Source organism: Rhizobium sp. P2_G2 (genome assembly GCF_056403555.1).
The window spans coordinates 229,804-243,811 of the sequence record NZ_JBFUFF010000004.1 but is presented as its reverse complement, the minus strand read 5'-3'; the positions used below and the strand labels follow the sequence as shown (position 1 = coordinate 243,811).

Below are 14,008 nucleotides of genomic sequence, written 5' to 3'. Positions count from 1 at the left end.
CAGTGCAGAGTAGCTATATACGGAATGGATAACCGCTGAAGGCATCTAAGCGGGAAACCAACCTGAAAACGAGTGTTCCCTGAGAGCCGTGGAAGACGACCACGTTGATAGGCCGGGTGTGGAAGCGCCGCAAGGTGTGGAGCTTACCGGTACTAATAGCTCGATAGGCTTGATCGTTCTCATTGATCAATGATCATCTTCTTCGAACGAAGTTCGAAGACATTATATGTCCTGGCGCGCTAGTCGCGCTCCGGACGGGCCGCGCAAAAATGCGCGACGGCCTCTGGCCTTGCGAAGCTACGCTTCGTTTAGTGCCACAAGAGCCGTATCAATCTTTGCTTCATGCTATCGAGGTTCTTCGAACCTTCGATATGCCGCTGAAAACAGAAAAGGGACGAAGTCCCCCAGCTTCTCGATCGATTGACGTTGCGCTTTGCCGACCTGGTGGTTCTGGCGGGGTGGCTGCACCCGTTCCCATTCCGAACACGGCCGTGAAACGCCCCAGCGCCGATGGTACTTTGTCTTAAGGCACGGGAGAGTAGGTCGCTGCCAGGTCTGCAAAACGCAACGTCAATCGATACCTCAAACACACAAAACCGCCAACAAGCGGATACGATGAAAGGTCGCACAAAGCGGCCTATTCGTGTTACGGCAGAAATCTGCTATAATGCGCATGGACACTCTCCTGACAGGCGAGAGCACACAGAAACTAACGGTGTTTTGCCGAAGGCAAAAACCGGACCGGATGGCCGAGAGGTCAACGCACTTTAACGGTATTTTTGCCAAAGGCAAAAAACCGGGTAACGCGGGGTGGAGCAGCCCGGTAGCTCGTCAGGCTCATAACCTGAAGGCCGCAGGTTCAAATCCTGCCCCCGCAACCAAATCTTCCAATGTTTACAAAGGGCTCCGGGAAACCTCGGAGCCCTTTCTTGCGTCTGAAATATCCGAAAACCATTAACACATCTCTGGTAAAAGAATTTTGCACTGCAGACGCAGCGCGGGATTGCGGGCGCGCTATTCAATCATCCGACCATTCCGTATGGAGAGGCTCGTCGAAATCACCGTGCTCTCCGTAATACTCCGGCTTGTCTTGCTCGCATACAAAACCTGGCTCGACTTCGTCGGCAACTTGGCGGGCGAGCTCATTGGCGTTCTTGTTTGCCCGTGCATCCACAAGGCCGATGGCGCAGCCCAGAGGGTTGTTCGGCTGGCCGACTTTCGAGATCACAAGGATATTTGGACCTCGTTGGGCTTTTCCATCAGTGTCGGGATAATAGATCAAATTAAAGGGTACGATTGCCGCGCGAGGTATGCCCTTATCGTCAGGCGCCATTCAATTGCGTCGCCAATGGCGTTGTCGCCGACAAACGATTCAAAATATTCAGTCAGAATGTGTTTCGACAGATAGCCGAATTGCAGGCTGGTCTGTGAACGGGTCTTTCTAAGCACCTTGTAGGGCCTTGTATCCCCTGCAGTAAAAATTGCCCTGAATGTCTTCCATGGCAAATTGCTTCCGATCCGCAGACGAAATCGGATCGAGTTCCTTGCATTGGGCGGCAAGCGCTTCTTTTGTCGTGGGAAGCTTTTGATAGGCGCTTTCATTGGCGAGGGCACCGGATGAAATTGCCAATCCGATCAGAAAACCCAGGACATGTGCTCCTGTGGACATGAGCAATTCCTCCTGAAAACATCACTGTTCATGTGAACGTGGCGGCGGTCAATGGCAAGCCGACGACCATTTCGGGGGGAATGTCTTCGTAACTCGCTCACCCGATGCCTTGACATTTGCCGGCACGCCTGGTGCCTGTTTTGCGCTCGCACTGGCCAAGATGTCGACGATTTCTTGGCGAAAGATATCTGCGATCAGGCGCACGGCTATCCCTCTTCATCGTAAAGATGTCTCTTCCAGAAGTTTAATTCATTAGGCATAATTCAACTTGAAAGCTTTCGAATAGATGCTAAACCTGTTGTTGTGGGAGCGGAGAATTCAATTCTGGAGTCTCAATCGCATGGCTGACCTTTGTTGGGATTCCGATCCCGATTGATCTCTTGAGCGACCTGAAACCCGTTTGTAGGGGATGCAGCATGGCCAGAGTTGTTAGACCTCACGGCACCGGAGTTCGCGGTGCCAGCTTGGCGCGTCGTTCGGTGCTGTTTGAAGGGCCTTTCGGGCGCATTTTCCGGGCTTTGCCTCCGGCTGATTTCGGTGATGATGACGCAGCGTCGGAAAGGGCGCTGGGATTGCTGGCCACGAAGATGGTGGCGGACTTTGATCCGCCGAAAGATCAGCCGGACGCCGAGGAAAGCGGCATTCCCGCAGCCTATACCTATTTCGGCCAGTTCATCGACCATGATCTGACATTCGATCCCGCCAGCAGCCTGCAGCGGCAGAACGATCCCGAGGCCTTGGTGGATTTTCGGACGCCGCGCTTCGACCTCGACAATATCTATGGTCGCGGGCCTGATGACCAGCCCTATCTCTACAATGGCGCCACCAGGAAATTCGTGCTTGGCGACGCATTGACGGGCGGCACGACGGCGTCGTTTGATCTTCCCCGTTCGAATGCCGATCCGCAGCGCGCCATTATCGGCGACCCCCGCAACGATGAAAATGTCATTATCTCGCAGCTGCAGGGACTGTTTCACCGGTTCCACAATGCCATGGTCGACCGCCACCCGGGATCGAGTTTCGAGGAGATCCAAAGGATCGTCCGGTTTCATTATCAATGGGTCGTGGTCAATGACTTCCTGCCGACGATCGTGGCAGGTGCCGTGCTCCATAAGGTGGCGCCGCATATCAGCAAGAAAACCAACATCGTCGTCGACCCGCTGAATCTGAAGTTCTTCAAACCAAGGGACGAAGCCTTCATGCCCTTGGAATTCGCCGCGGCAGCCTATCGCTTCGGTCATTCCATGGTGCGGCCCGGCTATACTTTGAACAGAGACATCCGCAAGCTGCGAATTTTCCATCCGACCGATCCGACCGCGGCTCTGACCGGCTTCCGGAAATTCCCGGACAACTGGGGTATCGACTGGGTGCGGTTCATCGATCTGGAACCGCGTCCCTATGGAAGCCTGGATAACGAAAACGACGCCGGAAATGCGGACAGGCTGCAACTGGCCTACCGCATCGATACGTCGCTTGTAGAGCCTCTCGGGGAACTTCCCTCCACCGTTGCTGATGGTCCGACCCCCCTGTTTCACTCGCTGGCATTCCGGAATCTTATGCGCGGCTGGCGGATGCGGCTGCCAAGCGGCCAGTCGATCGCGAGGGCCATGGGCGTCATCCCATTGACGGATGACAAGATCTGGATCGGCAAGTTCGGCGACAACCCGAGTGACAAGAGCGAGGCCATCACCATGGACGAGATCAAGGCGATGGAAGGCGGCGCCGGTTTCGACCAGAGCTGTCCTCTCTGGGCCTACGTGCTGGCGGAGACCCGCCATTGGCAGACTGAGAGACACGTACGGACGTCCGTTGGCGTCAAAAACATCAAGACATATCAGCTGGGTGAGGTTGGCGGCCGGATTGTCGCCGAAACCTTCCTTGGCATCCTGCATGCGGATAGCAGCTCCTATCTATCGCAGGATCCCCTTTGGGAACCCGAAAGGGCACTCAGACATGATCATCGGTTCGGGCTGAGAGAGCTCATCGCAACGGCGCTCGGGGTACAGGTATCGTAGGCTCGTCCAACCGGAGCAGCCTCTGCCGGTGCTTTTTAGCGGGCGACGACACTTGTGTATTTTGCCCGCCAATCAGTTTAGGTTTCAGGCTGCTCACACAGCGATAGAACCCGCGGCGGGCGCGTCATGCGGACTCCTGCTCATTACGTATTTCTACTCTCTGTTCAGCCTGTTGCACGACAGATTTCGCCTGGCGAGCCAATTCCTCGCTCAGCTCCTTGAGCTGCGCCTCGTCGAGCTTTTCGATACCGACGAAGCGGTTCGCCGCTTGCGACGCTATGATCAGCTCGTCGAGCTTGGCCTGCAGCGCCTTGCCATCCCTGTTCTGTGAGTTCTGCAGCACGAACACCATCAGGAAAGTGACGATGGTGGTCGAAGTATTGATCACCAGTTGCCACGTTTCCGAATAGTTGAAGAAGGGCCCCGTTATCGCCCATACGAGCACGAGCGCCGCTGCAGCCACGAACGTGATCGGCTTGCCCGATGCTTCGGACATGGCAGTGGCAAATTTTGCGAACAGTTTCGACATTTTCCTACCTTTCCTCGCGCATAGAACGGAGCGCTGCGCCGCCAGGCGTTGACGTCGCATGTCGCAACGGGCAGGCCATTCGAATACCGGCCGTATCCTGCCGAACACCATTCCCAGGCTTTGCGCAGTTCATCTGTGTGGATGCGGAATTTCTCTCTTTGGAATGTGGTCGGGCAGGGGAGCGATAACTTCCGCTGCATCCAGCTTTGCGACGACAAAGCGCCGATCGTCCATGATCCGGAAGACATAGAGGGCGACCGGCTTTCCTTCCTTGATCATGTTGGCGAGATGGTCGTGGGCCGCAATAAGAGCGTCCTCCTTGGCGTCCTCGATGTCGGCGCATTCGATGCCGAGTTCATCCGGCATCAGGTCCCGCCCGTCGAAAATATCAATGAAGAAACGTGGCATGAAACCGCTCGCTCGTACTGACAGTGCAATGCAGGATCGATATGCGCCAGGAGCCGGCAAAGCTGGCTTGCGCGAGATCACCGGGCGCCGGTGAACACTTCCTCGAACGCAAGGAAAATGCGCCAGACAAGAAATGGTTTCCATGCAGTGGCATCAGGGTCCGCCATGGAGGAGGGCCAATGGTGTCCTTGATCCTTCGTGCTGGTGGAGACCGAATAATGGCTTCGACGAGGCGCTACTCGGCGGGCGCACTCTCCGGCCGGCCACGCAAGGGCTTGTGGGGCATGAAGATGTAGATCACGGCAGCAACGAGCATCATCGCCGCCATGGCGTAATAAAGCAGTGAAAACGGCAACGCGTTCGCAACATGCGTGACCGTTCCGCCCCGGCCTTCGGTGCCCAGTGGCACGCCATGGCTGAGCGCGATGGCGCCGAGCATGGCAACGCCGAGCGCGCTGCCGAGCGAGCGCAGGAAGGTCAGCATGCCGGTGGCGACACCGAGATGTTTCTGGTCTACGCCATTCTGGACGGAGACCATGGTGATGGGGAAATTCACGCCCATGCCGAGCCCGACGACCACCAGCAATATTTCCAATACGACGAGCGATGTCTGGGAGGCAAACAGGCCCGTGGCGATGAAGGCCAATCCGCTGATCATCGAGCCGACGATGCAGATACGCTTGATGTGCGTGATACGCAGCGTCAGCCTGCCGCCCAATGTGGCGCCGGCGACCGTGCCCAGGAGGAAGCCAAGCAGCGCATATCCGGCCTGGGCAGGCGACAGGCCGAGATAGGCCTGTGCATAGACGGGAAGATAGGTGGCAAGCCCGATATTGGCGGAGGAGACGAGAAACAGGGCGAAGGAGCCAGTCAGTACGATCCGGCTGGACAGGATTTCGAATGAAACAAGCGGCTCGGAGGCGCGAGACAGGCGAATCCCGAAGGCGATCCAGAGGAGCAGCGAAGCCATCGCGAGAGTCAGGATCTGCGGTGAACTCCAGGCGTAGCTGCTGCCGCCCCAGTTCAGCATCAACAACAGGGTCGAGGTCGCCGCCACCAGCGAGACTGCACCCAGACCGTCGAGCCGGTGGGGCCGCCCAGGCAGAGCGAATTTCTTCAGCGGTTTGTTGATGACGATCATGGCGACGATGCCGAGCGGCAGGTTGAGCCAGAAGATCAATGGCCAGTAATATTCGGCGAGCGTGCCGCCGAGCAACGGACCGGCAATGCTGGCTATGCCCCACATGCCTGAAATCCAGGCGGCGTAGCGGCCCCGCTCGCGCGGCGGCAGCATGTCGCCGATGATGATCTGCGTCAGCGCGAACAATCCGCCGCCGCCAAGCCCCTGGATGGCGCGCGCGCCGATGAGGACGAACATGTTCGGTGCGACGGCAGCGACCAGCGACCCCAACAGGAACAGGCCGACGGCGACATAGAGTGTGCTGCGCCGGCCATGGATGTCGGAGAACTTGCCATAGAGCGGTGCCACCGCCGTCGCCGTGAGCAGATAGGCTGTGACGATCCAAGGCAGGTAATGCGAATCGCCGAGATCGCCGCCGATGGTCGGCATGGCCGGTGTGACGATGGACTGATCAAGCGCGGCGAGCAGCATCGCCGTCAGGATGCCGATCATTGTGACGACGCGATCGTGATTGCTCAGTTCAAGTGGGCGAGGCGAGGGTGGTTGTTTTGTCGAACGCGCGTCGTCTGGCACCGGATAGGCCTTCTCATGTCAAAAATCAGGGATTCATCGATCGTCGTCAGGCGGTTGCGCAGCTCGGTCGGTATGGCTGCAATTTAGGCAATTGCTAACACGCGAAGCAATTCGGCTCAAGTTTATCGGGTTCTCAGTCACGTGAAACTGAATGGCTCTGGATGCCGAAGGGCGACAGCCGAGCCGCACGAGTTTCGCCTGGGCGTTTCAAACTTCGGTCGGACCAGCCGATGGCGTCGTAAACCAGTGCGCTCCGTCCTCGGCCATGTAGACATGGTCTTCGAGCCGCACGCCGAATGTGCCGGGAAAGACGATCATCGGCTCGTTCGAAAAGCACATGCCGGGGGTGAGCGGCGCCTTGTTGCCCCGGACGATATAGGGCGCTTCGTGGATTTCGAGGCCGAGGCCGTGGCCAGCGCGATGCGGCAGGCCGGGCAGGCGGTAGTCCGGTCCGAGGCCGTGGCGCGCAAAGGCGCTGCGGGCGGCGGCATCAAGGCTTTCCGCAGGTGAACCGAGTTTCGCGGCATCGAAGACGACCTGCTGTCCTTCGCGCTCGATTGCCCAGGCGCGTTCGAATTCGCGATTGCCGCTGTCGAGCATGTATGTACGGGTCAGGTCGGAATGATAGCCGTCGATGCGGCAACCGGTATCGACCAGGATGACGTCGCCGGCCCCAAGAATCTGTTCGCCATCGGCGCCATGCGGCAGGGACGTGGCCTCGCCGAAGGAGACGATGCAGAAGGTCGAGCCGCCATCGGCCCCGGCGGCGCGGTGCTGCTGGTCGATAAAGCGCACGACATCCGACGCTGCTGTTCCGGGCGTGATCGTGTCGCGGATCTTGCGGTGAATATCGACGGTGATGCCCATCGCATATCGGATCAGCGCGATTTCCGCCGGCGACTTCAAAAGCCGCAGCGCCCGGATCATCGGGCCGCCATCGACAAGCCGTGTCGCGCCGATTTCTTCGGCGAAGGCGTGGTAGAAGGCGAGCGGCAACGCGTCGTCGAGCGCGAGCTTGCCCGAGGCGCCGGCCAGGCGGGAGACCAGTGCACTGGGACGCTCCTCTTCCTCCCAGACGAGAATGTTGCCGGGCAGGCGCGGCAGGGTTTCGACCCGGCTGCGCTCGAAGCCGGGGACGATATAGGTGAGCGTGTCACCGGTCACCACGGCGCCGAGCAGCCGTTCGCTCAGGTGCCAGACGAGGCCGGTGAAATAGCGCAGGCTCTCGGTAGGCCCAAGCAAAGTGGCAGCGATGCCATTGTCCGCCATGCTCTTGCGCAGGCGGGAGAGGCGGGCCTGCCGCTCATCTCCAGTGATTGCGGGAACGGGGTGGGGCCAGGCTGGATGCACCATGCTATATATCCGTAACTCAAGCCAAATCAGATGCTTGATTCCAACATAGGCCGATTGTAGGCAATGTGTCGACAGACTTTGAGTAGGATAGCGCCATGCTCGTCAGTGAATATACGATCCCCGGCATTCACATCCGCGACCTCCTGATCGATGTGCCCCTGGACTGGAAGCAGCCGGATGGCGCATCGATCAAAATGTTCGCCCGCGAGGCGTGCGATGCGATGCGCAAAAGCGAGAAACTGCCGCTGCTGCTCTTCCTGCAGGGCGGCCCGGGCGGCAAGTCGCCGCGGCCGGTTGGTGGCGGTCCTTCCTGGCTCGGCGAGGCGCTGAAGACCCATCGCGTCGTGCTGATCGACCAGCGCGGCACGGGGCGCAGCACGCGCATTGAAAGCACCACGATGGCGGCGTTTGCCGATGGCGAGGCGGGAGCGGACTATCTCCGCCATTTCCGCGCCGACAGCATTATCGCCGATTGCGAGCATCTGCGCAAAACCATCTATGGCGGCAATCGCTGGGAGACGCTCGGCCAGAGCTATGGCGGTTTCCTGACGCTCACCTATCTCTCGCAAGCGCCGGAAGGGCTGGCCGCCTGTTACGTGACTGGCGGTCTGGCCGGACTCACGGCGACGGCGGATGACGTCTATCGCCGCACCTATCCCCGTGTCGCCGCCAAGAACCGCGAATACTACAAGCGCTATCCGGCCGATCTCGACCGGATCGCGAAGATCGCCGACCATATCACAGCCAATGACGTCCGCCTGCCGGACGGCGACCGGCTGACGGTGCGGCGGCTACAGACCATCGGCATCGATTTCGGCATGGCGCCGGGCTATGAAAACATCCATTGGCTGGTGGACGAAGCGTTTTCCGATCCCGAGCAAACACGTCTGTCCGACAGTTTCCTCGGCTCGGTCATGTCGCTGACATCCTATGACAATGGTCCGATGTTCGCCGGTCTCCAGGAAAGCATCTACGGTCAGGGCAAGGGGCCAACGAACTGGGCGGCCAGTCGCATCCGCTCGGAATTTACCGAATTCGGCGAGCAGAGCCGGCCGCTGCTGCTGACCGGCGAGATGATGTATCCGTGGATGTTCGAGGAAATCCGCTCGCTCCGTCCTTTCCGTGATGCGGTCGAGGCCTTGGCGAGCTATGACCGGTTTGAGCCGCTCTATGATCTGGCAAAGCTGGCTTCAAATGAGGTGCCGGTGGCCGCGGCGATCTATTTCGACGATATGTATGTCGATGCCGACCTGTCGCTGGAAACCGCGAAACATGTCGGCAATGTCCGGACATGGGTGACGAACGAATTCGAGCATGACGGCGTGCGCCAGTCGCCCGCAGTGTTCACGCGGCTGAGGCAGATGGTGCGGGATTGCGGCGGAGTGCTGGGTTAGCGTCCGTCTTTTTTGGATGGAGCGCGCTGCCGGCCGTTACTGCTGTGGGACGATGGGCTGCGTGGGAGCAGCGAACTTCGCTTCGATTTCCGTCATATGGGGATGGGTTATGCCGTTTGCCCGGAGAGATTGGAAATCGTCCGACACTTCCTGTTCCCAGGTCTTGCCGTTATCGCTATGGCCTCGCATGCTCATGTATATGGCGTCAGCGTCAGCGATCTTGTTCTGAAACATGAGAGCGTGCGCCAGGCTCGCTTTGAACCACATTGCGTCTGGCTCGAGCGCCACAGCCTCTCTGGACTTGACCTCGGCGAGTTGGAAATTCCGATCCATCAGCGCACGATATGCTAAATTTTGCTTTAGCTTGGCGAGATATCGCGTCAGGCGAGGTATCGAATTTTGTTCCTCTGCGGATAAGCTTTGCTGATCAGCGGATTGCAGAATTTTGAGTGCGGATGCGACATTCGCCTCTGTATCTTTGTCAACCATAGCCAAGCCGACCAAAGCGGTCACCTCGTCCAACCTGGCATCGGAGCTTTCGGGCTGGCTGAGCGCCAGTTTCCGCGCGACATCGAGACTTTCTTGAAAGAGATCGATGGCGGTGGTTGAATCTGACGCCCTGACTATCGCCGCAAGGTTGCGTAGGCTGACGGCCAAATCGTTCTGGAACCGAATGTTGGATGGTTCTGCTGCTACCAACTTTCTCAGTATTGCCACTGACTCTTCAAGAAATGTTCTCGAATAATCCGGATTGTTTGCTATATGAAGCGAAGCTATAATATTCAACGTTGCTGACATGTCAGCCTGATAACTGAGATTGTCTGGATCCGTGTTCGCCAAATCGCGTTCGATCTTTAGACTCTCTTGATAAAGAGAATCGGCTGAGTCTGGGTCGCTTGCACTTTTGAATTTGGCAAGGTCGGCGATGCTTTGTGACAGGGCAGTTTTGAAATCTCTATTGCTCGGCTCGGCCGCTGTCAGCTTTCGGGCGATAGCGACCCTTTCCTGATAATAAGAGGCGGCTGTATCTGCATCAACCGGACTGATAACTTGAGCGACCTCACCCAATCTTCCAATTAGATTCTGTTGAAGTGTAATGTTATGAGGCTCTAGATCGCTGATTTTTTGTGCGACCATAAGGCTCTCATGGCAATATCCTTGAGCCTTATGAGGATCAATGTTTTCAAGAATTAGGCACATGCCGGTTAGAAATGTAGATATATTTTCTTTAAATTCATTATCACCGGGATAATTTTTTTCTAGCGTTTGAAGAATATCGACGCTTTGTTGATAATATTGCAGCGCCAACGTCGGGTTAGCATCCGACTCGACCTCTGCCATTCTGGCCAACGCTCCGGCTAGGTCGCCCTGAATCCTCTTGTCACGCGGACTTGCGAGCGCGATTTCGCGCTGGACGACAAGGCTCTTCTCGTAAGATTGAACGGCGGTCGACCGATCAATATTGACGAGACTGTCGCCTATTCCCCGCAACGCCGTCGCCATTTGATATTTCGCCTCTACCTTGTTCTTTTGCTCATCCGTCATGCTGTTAAAATTGGAAATACTTTCTTCATAATACTTATTTGCTTCAAACGGGTCATTTGGACGTGTCAGTTCCCCAATTTTGTTGAGTGTGCGGGAAATTTTCACATGGATTTCATATGATGTTGGCTCTTTCGTCAGAAGATTTCGGGCAATGCGAAGACATTCAACGTAGGTTGCAAGCGATGCTACCGAATCGGTGCGCTCTTCTACGCCCGCGATTTTGTTCAAAGTCTCAAATACAGCGCGTTCAAACTCAATGTTGGCAGGCGCCGCCGCCGCGAATTTGCGTCGAATGACCAAGCTTTCCTGCAGGAGCTGAAGTGCGGAACCAGGTTGGGCACGGGCGAATGTTCCCAAATCTGCCATGTTTTCAAGAGTTGTGGCGATATGGAGTTGATACTCGGTATTTCCTGGCGATTTCTTGGACAGTTTGCGAAATAGTTCGAGGGCCTCGCGATAATTTTCGCTTGCCGCAGCCGGGTCGCTTTGAGCTTGACTATGCGCGACGTTGCTGAGCGCCATCGCCATGTCATGTTGCAACTGATCATCATCAGGGTTTTTCGAAAGCAGCTTGCGCCGAATGTCGAGACTCTCCTGGTAGAAAGCTAATCCGGTAGGGGCATCAATTCGTATTATCAACTCCGCAAAGCGATCAAGATGTGCGGATAGACTTTTCAAAAGTTCGATATTTGTTGGATCTGCTGCCACACGGTTGCGATCGATAACTATGTTTGCCGAGAGGGCTGCCATCTCATCCGTCGGATCTCCCAAATGCGCCGTTGCGCCTGCGAATCCATCCAGGGCAGCAGATCGACGTCGGAAGAGAGAAGCCTTGCCCTCGTTGTCATGCGACAACGACCCCTGGGGGCCGTGGGCTCGTTGCAAAATCTCTGCGACCAAGGCATTTGCCTGACTTGTGTCTTTGAATTTTCTGTCAAGATCTGTGACAGGACCATTCGACATTTCGACAGCGGCGTTTGGCTCGCGGTCTATGCGCTCTCTTTGGTTCTGTTGCTCGAGGGCAGGGACTGCGCTGTTGCCTGTGCCGGTGAAACAAACAAGGCCAGCCAGCGAAAGCGCGGACACGAAAGAGGCGCGGGTCCGGCGTTTTACATGTGCCGCTGTCTGGTTCTTCGACTCCCCGATGACGTTTTGCTCGTTCTTGAAGAAACTTGCTGGACGCTTTGCGGTCCAGCCGCCGAATGCCCGCACGCCGGGGAAAGGCAAGCCCCGCTCGGTGAGCCCGTCCGGCGACCACTTTGCATGTTCCTTGTCAACGCTGAAATACGATATGAAAACGTTTGCCATTTGAAGCATCCAATTCCGGAGAGTGCATGGATATAGTGCACAACGGCGGATGCAAGGAAAGTGTATTTAGACGGGTGTCGTGGCGACTTTAGGTAGACATCCCTATCTTCGTTGCATTCGACCGGCAATGAGACTGATCCGGTTCCCTGAATGCTCTAATCCAGCCCGATCTCGATGGGCCTCTGCAGGTCGCGCGCCACATATTCCTGTATCTGGCGCACGATCTGCCGCGCATGGGCGATTGCCAGATGGTCGGCGCGGGCGACGTCGCCCGATTCAATGGCGAGGATCATTTCCTCGTGCTCGTCGACATATTGGCGCGGCAGCCGGTCGTCAAAGGTGGAGTAGTAGAGCCTCAGAATGCGGCGGCCCTCGTCGAGGAGCCGGGCGAAGAACCTGACATAGTAGGGATTTCCCGTGGCCTCGGCGATGGCGACGTGGAACTCTCGGTTGGCGTCGATCATGGTATAGGCGTCGCGCCTCTCGACCGCGGCGGCGAAAGCCTGCTGGTGATGGCGAATCGCGGCCATCATCGCGCCGCCGCGATGCTCCGCCGCCCCGCGGGTGCTGACGCGATACATCAGCGTCAGAGCTTCGAAATAGGGCGGCAGCGCCGCAAAGTCGATTACGGCGACGATGGTGTTGCGGTTGGGCAGCGTCGTCACCAGTCCGTCGGCGGCGAGGCGCAGCAGGGCTTCGCGCACCGGCGTGCGCGACATGCCGAACCGCTCCGAAAGGCCGACCTCGTCGAGGGGACTGCCCGGCGGCAGCGTCATCGCCAGGATTTCGTGGCGCAGCGTGTCATGGACGATCTGCGTATTCGATCCGCGCACTCGGCCCGCGTCGGGCTGCCCCTGCAATTCCTGTTCTTCCATGCTCGGCCCTCAGTCGATGGAGCGGTTCACTATGCGAGCAGTTCGCTGCTTGCAACCCTCTCGACGCGGGCGCGCCAATTCGTGCGGTGCATTAGCCGGCTAATGACTTGCCGCTGATAGGATCGAAGAGATGCATGCGGTTCATATTGAAGGACAGCGGCATGGTCGCGCGTGGTTTCGGATCGCTTTCCGGATCGACGCTGGCGCAGAGGCTGACCGGTCCGATGTTGAAATAGATCATGGTTTCCGGGCCGAGCGGCTCGACCAGGTCGATATTCGCCTGGATGGTTTCGAAGCCCGGCTTCGGCGTCAGACTCGAGATCGACTCGGGGCGAATGCCGAAGACGACGGGCTTGCCGGCATGGCCGCGGTATTCCTGGGCACGGACGGGGGGAACGGCCAGGCGGTTGCCGTCGTCGAGCACGACGACAAGGCTGTCGCCATCGGCTTCAAGCCCGGCGTTCAGAAGATTCATCGACGGCGAGCCGATGAAGCCGGCGACGAACTGGCTGACCGGATGATGGTAGAGTTCCTGTGGCGGGCCGGCCTGCTCGATGATGCCGCCATTCATGACGACGACGCGGTCGGCCATGGTCATGGCCTCGACCTGGTCATGGGTGACATAAACGGTTGTGGTCGGCAGCAGTTGATGCAGGCGTTTGATTTCGGTGCGCATCTGCACCCGCAGCTTGGCGTCGAGATTGGATAGCGGCTCGTCGAACAGGAAGACCTTTGGATTGCGCACGATGGCGCGGCCCATGGCGACGCGTTGGCGCTGGCCGCCGGAGAGCTGGCCGGGCCGTCGCGACAGCAGTTCGGTGATGTGCAGCGTCTCGGCGGCGCGCATGATGCGGGCGTCGATCTCAGATTTCGGCAGTTTCTGCTGTTCCAGGCAGAAGGAGATATTTTCGCGCACGCTCATATGCGGGTAGAGCGCATAGTTCTGGAACACCATGGCGATGTCACGCTTGCCGGGGCCGAGCCGGTTGACCACCTGGCCGCCGATGACGATGTCGCCGGCGGTGATATGTTCCAGGCCGGCGATCATGCGCAAAGTCGTCGACTTGCCGCAGCCGGATGGACCGACGAAGACGACGAATTCGTTGTCCTCGATCTCCAGATTGATGCCGCGCACGGCTTCGTATGTGCCGTAGGACTTCACCACATTGCGCAGTTGGAGCCGTGCCATCGGGTTCTC

The 14,008-nt window shown here is 57.8% G+C and carries 11 protein-coding genes, 1 tRNA gene and 2 rRNA genes; 5 read left to right on the top strand and 9 right to left on the bottom strand.

Translation table 11 applies throughout. From position 1 onward, the window contains the following. The 3 genes from AC1D06_RS05910 to AC1D06_RS05900 form a co-directional block, all read left to right on the top strand. Positions 1-177, top strand: a 23S ribosomal RNA gene (locus AC1D06_RS05910); the annotation flags it as partial. 263 nt (positions 178-440) lie between these two features. After that, a 5S ribosomal RNA gene (gene rrf, locus AC1D06_RS05905) occupies positions 441-555 on the top strand. Positions 556-804: 249 nt separating this feature from the next. Next, positions 805-881 (top strand) — tRNA-Met (locus AC1D06_RS05900). A gap of 137 nt (positions 882-1,018) precedes the next feature. Here AC1D06_RS05900 and AC1D06_RS05895 read toward each other — a convergent pair. Together AC1D06_RS05895 and AC1D06_RS05890 are read right to left on the bottom strand one after the other, a co-directional pair. Next, a complete protein-coding gene (locus AC1D06_RS05895) occupies positions 1,019-1,333 on the bottom strand; it encodes a hypothetical protein (RefSeq protein ID WP_477985539.1) in 315 nt (104 codons plus the stop codon). A gap of 108 nt (positions 1,334-1,441) precedes the next feature. Then, positions 1,442-1,669, bottom strand: a complete 228-nt coding sequence (locus AC1D06_RS05890) for a hypothetical protein (protein WP_477985538.1) — start codon at positions 1,667-1,669, stop codon at positions 1,442-1,444. A gap of 416 nt (positions 1,670-2,085) precedes the next feature. Here AC1D06_RS05890 and AC1D06_RS05885 point away from each other — a divergent pair, with 416 nt between their 5' ends. Further along, a complete protein-coding gene (locus AC1D06_RS05885) occupies positions 2,086-3,684 on the top strand; it encodes a peroxidase family protein (protein ID WP_477985537.1) in 1,599 nt (532 codons plus the stop codon). A 124-nt stretch (positions 3,685-3,808) separates the two neighbouring features. Here AC1D06_RS05885 and AC1D06_RS05880 read toward each other — a convergent pair whose 3' ends face one another. From AC1D06_RS05880 to AC1D06_RS05865, 4 genes are all read right to left on the bottom strand, one after another. Then, positions 3,809-4,213 (bottom strand): low affinity iron permease family protein, encoded by a 405-nt coding sequence (locus AC1D06_RS05880; protein ID WP_477882610.1) that lies wholly within the window; start codon positions 4,211-4,213, stop codon positions 3,809-3,811. 129 nt (positions 4,214-4,342) lie between these two features. Continuing rightward, complete coding sequence (locus AC1D06_RS05875; RefSeq protein ID WP_477985536.1) at positions 4,343-4,765, bottom strand: DUF6894 family protein; 423 nt, start codon at positions 4,763-4,765, stop codon at positions 4,343-4,345. Between the two features lie 91 nt (positions 4,766-4,856). Continuing rightward, the gene (locus tag AC1D06_RS05870; protein WP_477985535.1) at positions 4,857-6,335 is read right to left on the bottom strand and encodes an MDR family MFS transporter; all 1,479 of its coding nucleotides are present in this window, start codon (positions 6,333-6,335) and stop codon (positions 4,857-4,859) included. A 207-nt stretch (positions 6,336-6,542) separates the two neighbouring features. Continuing rightward, complete coding sequence (locus AC1D06_RS05865; RefSeq protein WP_477985534.1) at positions 6,543-7,688, bottom strand: M24 family metallopeptidase; 1,146 nt, start codon at positions 7,686-7,688, stop codon at positions 6,543-6,545. Between the two features lie 95 nt (positions 7,689-7,783). On the opposite strand from AC1D06_RS05865, the gene AC1D06_RS05860 reads away from it, so the two are divergent. Continuing rightward, positions 7,784-9,082, top strand: a complete 1,299-nt coding sequence (locus AC1D06_RS05860; protein ID WP_477985533.1) for an alpha/beta fold hydrolase — start codon at positions 7,784-7,786, stop codon at positions 9,080-9,082. 36 nt (positions 9,083-9,118) lie between these two features. On the opposite strand, the gene AC1D06_RS05855 is transcribed toward AC1D06_RS05860, so the two are convergent. The 3 genes from AC1D06_RS05855 to AC1D06_RS05845 all read right to left on the bottom strand — a co-directional run bounded on the left by AC1D06_RS05855 (position 9,119) and on the right by AC1D06_RS05845 (position 13,999). Continuing rightward, positions 9,119-11,935 carry a hypothetical protein gene (locus AC1D06_RS05855; RefSeq protein ID WP_477985532.1) on the bottom strand — a complete coding sequence of 939 codons (2,817 nt, stop codon included), beginning with the start codon at positions 11,933-11,935 and terminating at the stop codon, positions 9,119-9,121. A 155-nt stretch (positions 11,936-12,090) separates the two neighbouring features. Continuing rightward, positions 12,091-12,810, bottom strand: coding sequence for a GntR family transcriptional regulator (locus AC1D06_RS05850; protein WP_477985531.1), 720 nt, complete (start codon positions 12,808-12,810; stop codon positions 12,091-12,093). A 91-nt stretch (positions 12,811-12,901) separates the two neighbouring features. Next, positions 12,902-13,999 carry an ABC transporter ATP-binding protein gene (locus AC1D06_RS05845; protein ID WP_477985530.1) on the bottom strand — a complete coding sequence of 366 codons (1,098 nt, stop codon included), beginning with the start codon at positions 13,997-13,999 and terminating at the stop codon, positions 12,902-12,904. Positions 14,000-14,008: the final 9 nt, after the last annotated feature.